Source organism: Patulibacter ginsengiterrae (assembly GCF_056269115.1).
In genome coordinates, this window is the sequence record NZ_JBWDOG010000007.1 from 52110 (window position 1) to 64428 (window position 12319).

The window sequence follows — 12319 nt, forward strand, 5'->3', positions numbered from 1 at the left end:
GCGCAACCGTGATCGGCCGCAGCGGCCGGCCGGAGGAGCCGCTGCCGCCGCACGTGCTCCGCCGCTCACGGCGCGCACGGCGGGTGACCGTGCGCGTCGACCCCGACCAGGGGCTGGTGGTGACGATCCCCGCCCGCGCGACCCAGGCCGACGCCGAGCGGGCGCTGCACGAGCTGCGCGGCTGGATCGCCCCACGGCTGGCCGCGCTCGACGAGCGGCGGGCACGGATCGCCGACCAGGCGCTCGACGGGCTCCCGTACCTCGGGACGACGCTGACCGTCGCCCCGGAGCCCGGGCGCCTGCGCGTGCACCGGATCGGCGACCGGTTGCTGGTGCCGGACGACCCCGCGCGCGCCGACCGGGCGCTGGAGGCGTGGTACCGGACCCGGGCCCGCGAGGAGTCGCTGCCGCGGCTGGAGGCGGCCACCGCCGCGCTCGGGGCGCGGTTCACGCGGCTGCGGATCACCGACACCCGTACCCGCTGGGGCAGCTGCTCCTCGACCGGCACGATCAGCCTCTCGTGGCGGCTGCTGCTGGCGCCCGAGGGCTGCCTCGACTACGTCGTCTGGCACGAGGCCTGCCACCTCGTCCACGCCCACCACCGGCCGTCGTTCTGGCGGCTGCTGGAGGACCACCGCCCCGAGTGGCGGACCGAGTCGGCCTGGCTGCGCCGCCACGGCACCGACCTGCGGCTGTGGCTGCCGGCCGCCGGCCCGGCCTGAGCAGCGGCGAGTCGGCCGTCGTCGAGCGCGGCGGCCAGGATCTCGGCGACCGCGTCGTCGTCGGCCGGGTGCCTAGGGTTCGACCAGGCCCCGCCGGATCGCGTAGCGGGCCAGCTCGACCCGGTTGCGCAGGCCGAGCTTGTCGAGCACGTTCGAGCGGTGGCGCTCGACGGTGTGGGGGCTGATCATCAGCATCCCGGCGATCTCGTCGGTGGTGTGGCCCTCGGCGATCAGCTTGACCACCTCCTGCTCGCGCGGGGTCAGCGGATCCTGGGGGAGCGGATCGCCGCGGCGGGCGCCCTCGAGGAAGTCGCGGACGATCGTCCGCACCGCCCGCGGGTAGAGGAACGGCTCGCCCCGCATCGCGGCCCGGCAGGCCTCGACGAGGTCGCGGTTGGCGGCGGACTTGAGCACGTAGCCGGCGGCCCCGGCCTTCAGGGCCTCGAACAGGTACTGCTCGTTCTCGTGCATCGAGAGCAGCAGGATCCGCATGTCCGGGCGTCGGAGCGTCAGCTCGCGGGCGGCCTGGATCCCGGTCCGGTGCGGCATCGAGACGTCGAGGATCGCCAGGTCGACGTCCTCGCGCAGCCCGCGCTCGACCGCCTCCAGTCCGTCGCCGGCCTCGGCGACGACCTGCAGGTCGGGCTCGGCGTCGAGCACCAGCTTGATCCCGTCGCGGACCAGGGTGTGGTCGTCGGCCAGCAGGATCCGGGTCCGTAGCGGCACGCTCATGCGGGGTCCTCCGTCGGGGGAAGGGTGATCTGGACGTCGGTTCCGCGGCCGGCGTCCGAGCGGACGTCGACCCGGGCACCGACCAGCCGCGCACGCTCGTGCATGCCGGCGAGCCCGCCGCCGGCCGGCGGACGGGTGACGAAGCCGTGGCCGTCGTCGCTGACCGTCACGATCACCGCGCCGTCGACGATCCGCAACGTGACCGTCGCGTGGGTCGCGTCGGCGTGGCGGATCGCGTTCGTCAGGGCCTCCTGGGCGACCCGGTAGAGCGTCAGCTCGGCGTCGGGCGGCAATGCCGGCACCGGCGACTCGAGCCGCCGCTCGATCGGCAGCCCGCTCTCCTCGGAGACGCGGGTCACGAGCGCGATCAGGGCGTTGACCAGGCCGAGGTCGTCGAGCGCCTCCGGCCGCAGCCGGCGGGCGATCCCGCGCACGTCGTCGAGCGCCCGCGCGACGGTCCGCGCGATCGGCTCGCGGGCGGTCTCGTCGATCCCGGCCCGCTCGATCTGGAGCGAGAGCGCGGTCAGCGTCTGGCCGAGCTCGTCGTGCAGCTCGCGGGCGATCCGGCGCCGCTCGGCGTCCTGGGTCGCGACCATCCGCCGGTCGCTCTCGAGCCGCTCGGTCCGGAAGCGGTCGAGCATCTGCTCGAACGCCTCCAGCAGCCGGGCGACATCGCGGTCGTCGGGGGCGACGAACCGACGCAGGTCCGGGTCGGGCTCGCGCGGGTCGACCTCGCGCATCGCGTCGCCGAGCCGCTCGAGCGGCCCGAGCAGCCGCTGGAGGCCGACCCCGACGGTGGCCAGGATCAGCACCAGGCCGCCGATCACGATCGCGGCCTCGCCGATCCCGATCGGGGCGCTGATCGTGACCGGGGCGACGAGCAGCAGCAGCGCGGCGGTCCCGAGCACCAGCACGTTGACCAGGAAGATCTGGTGGGCGAGGGACATCCGCATGAGCGCACGGGGCATGACCTGACCGTGCCAGACCGGGCGGGTCGGCGTCACGCCGTGTCGGCCGCCGCGATCCGCAACAGCTCGAGGCTCCGGGTCCGCCCCCCGGGGAGATGGACGTCGACCGTCGCGCCGACGGGCTGGCCGAGCAGGGCCGCCCCGACCGGCGAGGTCGCGGAGACGGCGTCTCCGCCGCCGGGGCCGGCGCCGAGCACCAGCAGGTAGGTCCGGCGGCGGCCGCCGTTGTCGATCTCGACCGCGGTGCCGACGGCGGCGACCGGGTAGCCGTCGCCCTCCGCCGGGATCACCAGCGCGCGGGCGAGGGCGTCCTCGAGCAGCACGATCCGGTCGTTGACGACCCCGGTCGGGTCGGTGGGGTCACTGGCGTCGGTGACGGCGTTCCGGGCGCTCCGCAGCTGCTGGAGCTCAGCGGCCAACGCGTCGCGCTCGGCGGCCGTCAGCGGCATCCGACCAGCAGTGGTCGAAGGCGTCGTCGAGATCATCCCTCAACGGTGACGGACGGTGGTGTCGCCCACCATGGTTGGACCCGGCCATCGCCAGGTGCGAACGGTGGTTCCGGTCGACCGTCGGCCGTGCTGGGCGGTCGCCGAGGGAGCCCGCGCGGGGGCGCCCCGCGCGGTGGGGGAGGTGCCGTTCCGGGCGCTTCGAGGGCGCCTCGTGACGGGCGTCGCGGCGGGGGCCTGAGGTCGTCAGGCGACCAGCAGCGGCCGCTGGGCCGGACGGCGACGGCTGTTCTCGGTCCGGCGACCGGGACGCATCCGCCGGCTGCTCGCCAGCCGCTCGAGCCGGCCGGTGGCCTGCGGCAGGGTCGTCAGGACCTCGTTGGTCATGCCCATCCGCGAGACCGAGAGCTCGCCGCCCATCCGCCGGAAGAGGCCCTCGGAGAGCAGGTTGTCGGCGAGCATCGAGCCGGTCAGCTCGGTCACGCCGCGCTCGACGGCGAGGTCGGCGAGCGTGATCGCCAGGGCACTGCCGAGGCCGGTTCCCTGGACCCGGTCGGCGACGACGAACGCCGCCTCGGCCCGGGTCGGGTGCTGCGGGTCGCGGACCCAGCGGGCGATGCCGAGGAGGACCTCGGGGCGCTGCGGGTCGACGGCGACGACGGCGACGTGATCGACGAAGTCGACCTGCGTCAGGTACCGCTGATCCGACCGTGAGAGCGCCGGCTTGGGCGCCAGGAAGCGGTTGCGGAGCGTGTCCTCCGAGAGCGTCCGGTGGGCTCGGCACATCAGCGGACCGTCCTCCGGAGCGATCGGGCGAATCAGGACTTCAGATCCGTCGTGGAGGGGAACGAGCACAGACCAATCGTCCTCCCGGCCGGTCGCTCCGGTGGTGGGCACGGTCACACGAAACCTGGGCATGGGTCACACAGGCGGATGGTGTGAGGCGTCCGTATGCCGGCGCATCTCGGCCCGCGCGACGCTCGGCAGTGCTGGCGCACAGCTCTCGCATCACGCGCACCGACCTGCTCGGCCTACGAACACCTCACACGCATCCGCGCGTGGTCAGCCGGCGAACGAAGAAGGGCCGGCGATGCCGGCCCTTCGTCTCGTTCGCGTCGTCGGGGCGACGCGGGCGGGGTGGTTACCCGCGGTTCTCGATCGCGACGTAGTCGCGGGTCCGCTCGCCGGTGTAGATCTGGCGCGGACGAGCGATCTTCTGCTCCTTGTCCTGGACCATCTCGAGCCACTGGGCGATCCAGCCCGGGGTCCGGCCGATCGCGAACATGACCGTGAACATCTCGACCGGCAGGCCGAGCGCCTCGTAGATCAGGCCCGAGTAGAAGTCGACGTTCGGGTAGAGCTTGCGGGAGACGAAGTAGTCGTCCTCCAGCGCGATCCGCTCCAGCTCCTGGGCGACCTCGAGCAGCGGGTTGACGCCGGTGACCTCGAAGACGTCGTCGACGGCCTTCTTGATGATCGTGGCGCGCGGGTCGAAGTTCTTGTAGACCCGGTGACCGAAGCCCATCAGCTTCTTCTCGCCGGCCTTGACGCGCTCGATGTAGGCCGGGACGTTGTCGACCGTCTGGATCTCCTGGAGCATCTCCAGGACGGCCTGGTTGGCGCCGCCGTGGAGCGGGCCGTAGAGCGCGGCGATGCCGGCGGTGACCGCGGAGTACGGATCGACCTGCGACGAGCCGACGGCGCGGACCGAGGAGGTCGAGCAGTTCTGCTCGTGGTCGGCGTGCAGGATCAACAGGACGTCGAGCGCCTTGGCGATCCGGGGGTCCGCCTTGTACTTCAGCTCGGCGATCTTGAACAGCATGCCGAGGAAGTTCTCGGCGTAGTTCAGGTCGTTGTCCGGGTAGACGTACGGCATGCCCTTGGCGTGGCGGTACGCGAACGCCGCGAGCGTCGGGACCTTGGCGATCAGGCGAACGATCTGCTCGTAGCGGAGCTGCTCGTCCTGGATCTCCTTGGCCTCCGGGTAGAAGGTCGAGAGGGCGCCGACCGAGGCCAGCAGCATGCCCATCGGGTGGGCGTCGTAGCGGAAGCCCTCGACGAACGACTTGACGTTCTCGTGCACGAACGTGTGGGTCGTGATCGCGTGCGTCCACCCCTCGAGCTCGGTCGAGGTCGGCAGCTCGCCGAAGATCAGGAGGTAGGCCACCTCGAGGAACGTCGCCTTCTCGGCGAGCTGCTCGATCGGGTAGCCGCGGTACTCGAGGATGCCCTTGTCGCCGTCGATGAACGTGACCGCGGATCGACAGGATGCGGTGTTCGTATACGCCGGGTCGTACGTCATCAGACCGAAGTCGTCGTCACCGACCTTGATCTGGCGCAGGTCCATTGCGCGGACCGTTCCATCGGTGATCGGGACCTCGTACTGCTTCCCGGTCCGGTTGTCGACGACGGTCAGCGTCTCGTCCGCCGTGGCTACCGGTGTCGTGCCTTCGGACGCCTGGATCTCGCTCATGGGGCTCCTCTGTCATTCCCTGCGCGTGAGACTTGCATACTACGAGTTCGTTGCCTGTTGCTCGTTGCGACGGGGTAATTCCCGGGCTCGCCCGTCAGACCCGGACCGCTCGGGCGGGAGTCGCGTACGGCGACCGCGGACACCGCCCACCGGCTGCCCGGGGCCGGCTGCCGGCGGTCTCGGCAGCGCGCGGATTCGCGCTCTACGACGCGAATCGGAGCCGATTCCGTCCGCGGCGCGTACGGCCTCCCGCGGGTCGGGTGAGGCGGTCGATCGCCGCAATCCTTCCCGGGGTAGGGTTTTGCCATGTTGACTCGCGTGGTGCGCTCGGTAACCGGTCGATCAGCGGCGATAGGCCGCCTCGTCGTGGACGAGGCGGTCTTCATCGCCGCCTGCCGCCGCGCCGGGTTGCTGCAGGCGGACCGGCCAGCGGTGCTCCTGGCCGCGCTCAAGCAGTACCGCGCGCTCGGGCCGCTCGGCGCGGTCTTCTCGTTCCCGGTCCTGCGGACGCCCGACCGGGTCGCCGTGTTCGACGACCGCGGGCCGACGACCTTCGCCGAGCTCGACCGCCGCGCCAACGCGCTGGCCAACGGCTGGCGCGCCCGCGGCCTGCGTCCCGGCGACGGGGTCGGGCTGATGATGCGCAACCACGCCGGCTTCGTCGAGACGATGTTCGCCTGCGCGAAGACCGGCACCCGCGCGATCCTCCTCAACACCGAGTTCTCGGGTCCGCAGCTGAAGGAGGTCGCCGAGCGCGAGGGCGTGCGGCTGTTCGTCCACGACGACGAGTTCGGGCCGATCGTGGCCCAGGTCGACGCCCCGCTCGGCCGCTTCCGGGCCTGGGTCGACGCGGAGTCCGAGCGCGGCGCGGCCGACACCCTCGACGGCCTGGTCGCCGGCAGCGATCCGTCGCCGCCCCCGGCTCCCGGCCGCCACGCGTCGCTGATCATCCTGACCAGCGGCACGACCGGGACGCCGAAGGGCGCGGTCCGCGAGCAGCCGCGGTCGCTCTCGCCGTTCGGTGGGCTGCTCGAGCGGGTGCCGCTGCGGGCGAACGAGACGACGATGGTCTCGACGCCGGCCTTCCACGCGCTCGGTCTGCTGCACGTGCTGATCGCGGTCGGGCTCGGGACGACGCAGGTGATGCGCCGCCGGTTCGACGCCGCCCAGGTGACCGAGGACATCGAGCGCCACGGGGTGACCGCGCTGATCGTGGTGCCCGTGATGCTCCGCCGGGTGCTCGACGCACACGACAAGGCCGGCCGCGTCCGCGACCTCTCGTCGCTGCGGATCGTCTTCGTCGCCGGCTCACAGCTCGGCGGGACGCTGGCGACCCGGACGCAGGACACGCTCGGCGAGGTCGTCTACAACCTCTACGGCTCGACCGAGGTCGCGATCGCCACGATCGCCACCCCCGAGCACGTGCGGATGGCGCCGGACGCAGTCGGGCCGGTCGTGCGCGGGTCGCGGATCCGGATCCTCGACGACGAGGGCCGCCCGGTCCCGCAGGGGACGACCGGCCGGGTCTTCGTCGGCAACGCGATGCCGTTCGCCGGCTACACGGGGGGTGGCACCAAGGAGCTGATCGACGGCCTGATGTCGTCCGGCGACGTCGGCCACCTCGACGAGCACGGGCTGCTGACGATCGACGGTCGCGACGACGACATGATCATCTCGGGCGGGGAGAACCTCTTCCCGGGCGAGGTCGAGGAGCTGCTGGTCGGCCACGCCGAGGTCGCCGAGGTCGCCGTGATCGGCGTCGACGACGAGGAGTTCGGCCAGCGCCTGCGGGCGTTCGTGGTCCGTCGCCCGGGCTCGTCGCTCGACGTCGAGGACGTCCGCACCTACGCCCGCGAGCACCTCGCCCGGTTCAAGGTCCCGCGCGACGTGCTGTTCCTCGACGAGCTGCCGCGCAACCCGACCGGCAAGGTCCTCAAGCGCAAGCTCCAGGAGGTCGAGGGCTAGCCGGCGTCGGCCGCCGGAGTCGGCCCGTCCTCCATCAGCCGCTCGAGCACCGCCCGGGTGTGCAGCCAGTGGCGGGCGACGGCGGGCCGGTCGACGCCGGTCGTGAGGGTGATCAGGGCCAGCCCGCGCATCGTCGACAGGACGACGTTGACGACGTCGGCGGCGGCCGGGGTCGGGGCGGCGCTCGACCGCGGGACCATCACCTCGCGGGTCAGGTCGACGATCGCGTGGGTGACGGTCCGCTCGACCGCGACCAGGTGCTCGCGCAGCTCGGCGTCGGTCCGCGCCGCGACCCACAGCTCGAGCGCGGCGGCGAACATCGGGCTGTCGTGCAGCTCCCAGAGCCGGTCGAGCAGCTCGGGGACGGGGAGCGGCGCCTCGGCCGGGCGGACCAGCTCCAGCCGGGCCTCGGCGATCCGGCGGTCGGCGAGGTGCTCGATCGCCGCCGCCACCAGCCGCGCGCGGGTCGGGTAGTGGTGGACCTGAGCCCCGCGGGAGACGCCGGCACGCTCGACGATCCGGATCGTCGTCGTCCCGGCGTAGCCGTGCTCGATCAGGCAGTCGACCGTCGCGTCGAGCAGCGCGGCTCGGGTCGTCGTGCGGCGCTCCTCCTGGGTGCGGCGGCGGGGAGCCTCGGGCATGGCGTAGGACGATAGCCGCGGCCCGGTCCCGGCGAGCGTCCCGTCCCGGGCGGCCGACGCGACGCCGGCCACCCGCCTCCTGCCTCGGCTGGATCCCGGTCTCAGCCGAGGTTCATCCCGCGGCCGATGATCTCCTTCATGATCTCGTTGGTGCCGGCGAAGATCTTGGTGATCCGCGCGTCGGCGTAGACCTTGGCGATCGGGTACTCGGTCATGTAGCCGTAGCCGCCGTGCAGCTGGACGCCCTCGTCGGCGACCTTGCAGAGCAGGTCGGTGGACCAGTACTTGCCCATCGCGGCGTGCTCGATCGAGAGCTTGCCCTCGACGTGCTGGGCCAGCGACCAGTCGGCGAACAGGCGGCCGATGTGGGCCTCGGTCTTCAGCTCGGCGAGCTTGAAGCGGGTGTTCTGGAACTGCCCGATCGAACGGCCGAACGCCTTGCGCTCGCGGACGTAGTCGATCGTCATCCCGAGCGCCGCCTCGGCCCCGGCGATCGCGTTGAGGGTCAGCGTCAGCCGCTCCTGGGCGAGCTTCTGGATCAGGTACGAGAAGGCCATGCCCTCGTCCCCGATCAGGTTCTCGACCGGCACCCGGGCGTCGTTGAAGAACAGCTCGGCGGTGTCCTGGCTGTGCATCCCGAGCTTCTCGAGCTTGCGTCCGCGTTCGAAGCCGGGGGTGCCGCGCTCGATCCCCAGCAGGCTGAGCCCGCCCTCGGTCTTGACCGCGGTCACGACGAGGTCGGAGTTGATGCCGTTGGTGATGAAGGTCTTGGCGCCGTTGACGACGTAGTGGTCGCCGTCGCGGACGGCGGTGGTCGCGATCGCCTGGAGGTCGGAGCCGGTCCCGGGCTCGGTCATCGCGACGGCGAGGATGATCTCGCCGGAGACGGTCCCCGGCAGCCAGCGCTGCTTCTGCTCCTCGTTGCAGAACGAGATCAGGTAGGGCAGCACGACGTCGTTGTGGAGCATCGCCCCGGCGCCGAAGCCGACCGCGTTGGCGCGCACGGTCTCCTCGCCGAAGACCGCGTTGAAGCGGAAGTCGTCGATTCCGGCGCCGCCGTACTCCTCGGGCACGGCGAGGCCGAGGAAGCCGTTCGCGCCGGCCTTCAGGTAAGCCTCGCGGTCGACGATCCGCTGCTCCTCCCAGCGCGGCTCGTGGGGAGCGATCTCGTTCTCGAGGAAGCGACGTGCGCTCTCCCGGAAGGCCTGGTGGTCCTCGTCGAAGATCGGCCGCGGGGCGCTGCCGCCGACCATCTTCCAGGCCTCGCTGTCGCGGGAGATCGACGGGGCGGTGGCGCCCGCGGCGCCGGGGTTCAGCGTGCTGCTCATGTCCGTAGGGCTCCTTGGTGGCGGGCCGAGCTGCCGTCGGCGACGGGCTCGGCGCTCCGCCGAATCGGCAACAAAGATACCAACCTGACGGTTTTTTTCATGCGGTACGCTGGGCGGGATGCTGAGCCGAGCTGCGCGTGTCGATTCCGGAGCGGGGGCTTGAGCCCGTCGGGCTCGCTCCCGCGGGCGGCCGGGCAGGCGGGGAAGGTCGCGCAGAAGGCGGTTCGGCGGGCGGTCGGGGGTGGGGTGGTCGACGGCGGTGCGCGGCGGACCCAGGAGGAGCGGCGGGCCGAGACCCGCGGCAAGCTGCTCGACGCGACCATCCGGAGCCTGGTCGAGGTCGGCTACGTCGGCACGACGAGTCGCTACGTGGCCGAGGTCGCCGGCGTCTCGCGCGGGGCCCAGACCCACCACTTCCCGCACCGCCTCGACCTGATCGTCGAGGCCTACGAGCACCTCGCCAACGAGCGCGTGCGGGCGATGGCCGGCCAGGTCGCGCGGATGGGCGACGTCGGCTTCTCGGTCGGTGAGCTGCTCGACGTGGTCTGGACCGACTACTCCAGCGACCTCTTCCGCGCCGGCATCAAGATCTGGGTCGCGGCCGCCGACGATCCCGAGCTGCACGAGCGGCTGGTGCCGCTGGAGCGCCGGCTGCGGCGGATGATCCGGGAGACGATCGCCGAGCTCGGCGGCGAGCGGGCCCGGGACGCGGCGCTGATGGCGAAGCTCGACCTCTGCATCAGCACGGTCCGCGGGCTCGCGCTCACGCAGGCGTTCGAGCCGCGCGAGGGTGGGGCAAGGCCGGACCGCTGGCCGCTCTACCGGCCGCTGCTCGAGGCGCTCGTCGGGGAGGTCTAGTCGGCGCCCTCGGAGGTGGGCTCCTCGGGTAGGGGTGGCGCAAGGGGTCGGCGGGGTCGCGTGGTGGCAAGGGCTTGCGCGGGCGGGTTGGCCGGGGCGCGGGTCTTGTGACGCCTTCGGACTCCAGAGGGCGATCAGCGGGCCGCTTCCGGAGTCAGGAAGCGTCGGGTCCGAGGTCTGGCGTCATTTCGCGTCGGATAGCGACGCAAGATGACCCCAGGCCGCTTCGGGCGACGCTTCGTGACCCCAGGGGCCCGCGCTTGCGGGCGCGCCGCCGTCCCGCCCGCCTCGCCCCGCTGGCCCCCCCCCGGCGCGACGCCCACGCCCTAGAAAAGAACCGGCAGGTCTGTATATTAAATACAAGCCAGCTGGTCTGGTTGTTTGCGCCCCGATCGTCGGAGCGCGGAACGACAAGGAGCGGGAACGGTGTCCAAGAGCAAGGTCTACGTCGTCGGTGTCGGGATGACGAAGTTCGAGAAGCCCGGCCGTCGCGAGGGCTGGGACTACCCGCAGATGGCGAAGGAGTCGGGCACCAAGGCGCTCGAGGACGCGGGCGTCGCCTACGACGCGGTCGAGCAGGCCTACGTCGGCTACGTCTACGGCGAGTCGACCGCCGGGCAGCGGGCGGTCTACGAGCTGGGCATGACCGGGATCCCGGTCGTCAACGTCAACAACAACTGCTCGACCGGCTCGACCGCGCTGTTCCTCGCCGCCCAGGCCGTCCGCAGCGGGACGGTCGACTGCGCGCTCGCGCTCGGCTTCGAGAAGATGCAGCCCGGCTCGCTCGGGGCGACGTTCACCGACCGCGAGCAGCCGATGGCCAACCACATGAACGCGTTGGCGGAGATCTCCGAGGTCCGCTTCCCGCCGGCGCCGTGGATGTTCGGGGCCGCCGGCCGCGAGCACATGCAGGAGTACGGCTCGACCGCGGAGCAGTTCGCCCGGATCGGCGAGAAGAACCACCGCCACTCGGTCAACAACCCCTACGCGCAGTTCCAGGAGGAGTACACGCTCCAGCAGATCCTCGACGCGAAGCCGATCTACGAGCCGCTGACCAAGCTCCAGTGCTCGCCGACCTCCGACGGCTCCGGGGCGGCGATCCTCGCCAGCGAGCGGTTCGTCGACGAGCACGGGCTCGGCGGCCAGGCGGTCGAGATCGTCGGCCAGGCGATGACGACCGACTTCCGGAGCACGTTCGACGGCAGCGCGAAGAACATCGTCGGCTTCGACATGAGCCGCCAGGCCGCGCAGGCGGTCTACGCGGAGGCCGAGCTCGGCCCGGAGGACTTCCAGGTGATCGAGCTGCACGACTGCTTCTCGGCCAACGAGCTGATCACCTACGAGGCCCTCGGCCTCTGCGGCGAGGGGGAAGGCGGCAACCTGATCGACGCCGGGGCGACCACCTACGGCGGCCAGTGGGTCGTCAACCCCTCCGGCGGCCTGATCTCCAAGGGCCATCCGCTCGGGGCGACCGGGCTCGCCCAGTGCGCCGAGCTGACCTGGCAGCTGCGCGGCACCGCCGACAAGCGCCAGGTCGACGGCGTCGAGGCCGCGCTCCAGCACAACATCGGGCTCGGCGGCGCGGCCGTCGTGACCGCCTACCAGCGGGCCGAGCGCTAGCCCGACCGCGACCCGGACGGCCGCCGTCCGGTCCCCGCCTTCCCCACGCTCGACGGCACCGCCGCGGGCGTGCAGCACCCCGACACGCGACATCCACGAGGAGACCAGCATGGGCAAGATCAACGCCACCGTCGACATCCCCGCCACGCCCGACACGATCTGGGCGGCGATCTCGACCCCGAGCACCTACGAGCAGTGGCTGACCATCCACACCAAGTGGAAGGGCGACGTCCCGGAGAGCTTCTCCAAGGGCGCGCGGGCCGCCGAGGTCGTGACGATGCTCGGGATGCCGAACACGATCACCTGGACCGTCGACGAGTACGACGCGCCGTCGAGCTTCTCGATCTCCGGCGAGGGCATGGCCGGGGTCAAGGTCAGCTTCGGCTTCGCGGTCGCCTCCGACGGCAACGGCGGTTCGACGGCCACGATCGAGGCCGAGTTCGAGGGCGCGATGATCGCCGGCGCACTCGGCAAGGCGGTCGAGAAGGACGGCAAGAAGAACCTCGACGAGTCGCTGGAGAAGCTCTCGGCGCTCGTCGCCTGAGCGGCGCGGCGACGAGACGGAG

General features: G+C 72.0%; 12 protein-coding genes. 5 read left to right on the plus strand and 7 right to left on the minus strand.

Annotated features, from left to right (window positions below; translation table 11 throughout):
* The first annotated feature begins 8 nt into the window (after positions 1–8).
* Entirely contained in the window at positions 9–722 is a 714-nt protein-coding gene (locus ACVUH9_RS11690) for a M48 family metallopeptidase (protein ID WP_475757055.1), read from the plus strand.
* A gap of 72 nt (positions 723–794) precedes the next feature.
* Here ACVUH9_RS11690 and ACVUH9_RS11695 read toward each other — a convergent pair whose 3' ends face one another.
* The 5 genes from ACVUH9_RS11695 to ACVUH9_RS11715 form a co-directional block, all read right to left on the minus strand.
* Entirely contained in the window at positions 795–1454 is a 660-nt protein-coding gene (locus ACVUH9_RS11695; RefSeq protein ID WP_475757058.1) for a response regulator, read from the minus strand.
* A complete protein-coding gene (locus tag ACVUH9_RS11700) occupies positions 1451–2422 on the minus strand; it encodes a sensor histidine kinase (RefSeq protein ID WP_475757060.1) in 972 nt (323 codons plus the stop codon). Before ACVUH9_RS11700 ends, ACVUH9_RS11695 begins: the two co-directional genes overlap by 4 nt.
* A 32-nt stretch (positions 2423–2454) precedes the next feature.
* A complete protein-coding gene (locus ACVUH9_RS11705) occupies positions 2455–2907 on the minus strand; it encodes a GreA/GreB family elongation factor (protein ID WP_475757062.1) in 453 nt (150 codons plus the stop codon).
* Between the two features lie 207 nt (positions 2908–3114).
* A complete protein-coding gene (locus tag ACVUH9_RS11710; RefSeq protein ID WP_475757064.1) occupies positions 3115–3723 on the minus strand; it encodes an N-acetyltransferase family protein in 609 nt (202 codons plus the stop codon).
* A 286-nt stretch (positions 3724–4009) separates the two neighbouring features.
* A complete protein-coding gene (locus tag ACVUH9_RS11715; protein WP_475757066.1) occupies positions 4010–5341 on the minus strand; it encodes a citrate synthase in 1332 nt (443 codons plus the stop codon).
* Between the two features lie 306 nt (positions 5342–5647).
* On the opposite strand from ACVUH9_RS11715, the gene ACVUH9_RS11720 reads away from it, so the two are divergent.
* Entirely contained in the window at positions 5648–7306 is a 1659-nt protein-coding gene (locus ACVUH9_RS11720) for an acyl-CoA synthetase (RefSeq protein WP_475757068.1), read from the plus strand.
* Here the strand turns inward: ACVUH9_RS11720 and ACVUH9_RS11725 are convergent.
* Positions 7303–7947, minus strand: coding sequence for a TetR/AcrR family transcriptional regulator (locus tag ACVUH9_RS11725; RefSeq protein ID WP_475757070.1), 645 nt, complete (start codon positions 7945–7947; stop codon positions 7303–7305). The two genes, ACVUH9_RS11720 and ACVUH9_RS11725, sit on opposite strands and share 4 nt — an antisense overlap.
* A gap of 101 nt (positions 7948–8048) precedes the next feature.
* Positions 8049–9200: an acyl-CoA dehydrogenase family protein gene (locus tag ACVUH9_RS11730; RefSeq protein ID WP_475757332.1), complete on the minus strand. Its 1152-nt coding sequence runs from the start codon at positions 9198–9200 to the stop codon at positions 8049–8051.
* A 234-nt stretch (positions 9201–9434) separates the two neighbouring features.
* Between ACVUH9_RS11730 and ACVUH9_RS11735 the strand changes: the two genes are divergently transcribed.
* From ACVUH9_RS11735 to ACVUH9_RS11745, 3 genes are all read left to right on the plus strand, one after another.
* Positions 9435–10133, plus strand: a complete 699-nt coding sequence (locus ACVUH9_RS11735; protein ID WP_475757072.1) for a TetR/AcrR family transcriptional regulator — start codon at positions 9435–9437, stop codon at positions 10131–10133.
* A gap of 426 nt (positions 10134–10559) precedes the next feature.
* Positions 10560–11753, plus strand: a complete 1194-nt coding sequence (locus ACVUH9_RS11740) for a lipid-transfer protein (protein WP_475757074.1) — start codon at positions 10560–10562, stop codon at positions 11751–11753.
* Positions 11754–11862: 109 nt separating this feature from the next.
* Positions 11863–12297, plus strand: a complete 435-nt coding sequence (locus tag ACVUH9_RS11745; RefSeq protein ID WP_475757076.1) for a type II toxin-antitoxin system Rv0910 family toxin — start codon at positions 11863–11865, stop codon at positions 12295–12297.
* The last annotated feature ends 22 nt before the right edge of the window (positions 12298–12319 follow it).

What these genes read in the sequence shown, in the direction of transcription:
- ACVUH9_RS11705 (WP_475757062.1), bottom strand. Translation starts at nt 2,907, where the DNA reads ATGATCTCGACGACGCCTTCGACCACTGCTGGTCGGATGCCGCTGACG.
- ACVUH9_RS11725 (WP_475757070.1), bottom strand. Translation starts at nt 7,947, where the DNA reads ATGCCCGAGGCTCCCCGCCGCCGCACCCAGGAGGAGCGCCGCACGACG.
- ACVUH9_RS11715 (WP_475757066.1), bottom strand. Translation starts at nt 5,341, where the DNA reads ATGAGCGAGATCCAGGCGTCCGAAGGCACGACACCGGTAGCCACGGCG.
- ACVUH9_RS11745 (WP_475757076.1), top strand. Translation starts at nt 11,863, where the DNA reads ATGGGCAAGATCAACGCCACCGTCGACATCCCCGCCACGCCCGACACG.
- ACVUH9_RS11730 (WP_475757332.1), bottom strand. Translation starts at nt 9,200, where the DNA reads ATGGTCGGCGGCAGCGCCCCGCGGCCGATCTTCGACGAGGACCACCAG.
- ACVUH9_RS11700 (WP_475757060.1), bottom strand. Translation starts at nt 2,422, where the DNA reads ATGCCCCGTGCGCTCATGCGGATGTCCCTCGCCCACCAGATCTTCCTG.
- ACVUH9_RS11695 (WP_475757058.1), bottom strand. Translation starts at nt 1,454, where the DNA reads ATGAGCGTGCCGCTACGGACCCGGATCCTGCTGGCCGACGACCACACC.
- ACVUH9_RS11720 (WP_475757068.1), top strand. Translation starts at nt 5,648, where the DNA reads ATGTTGACTCGCGTGGTGCGCTCGGTAACCGGTCGATCAGCGGCGATA.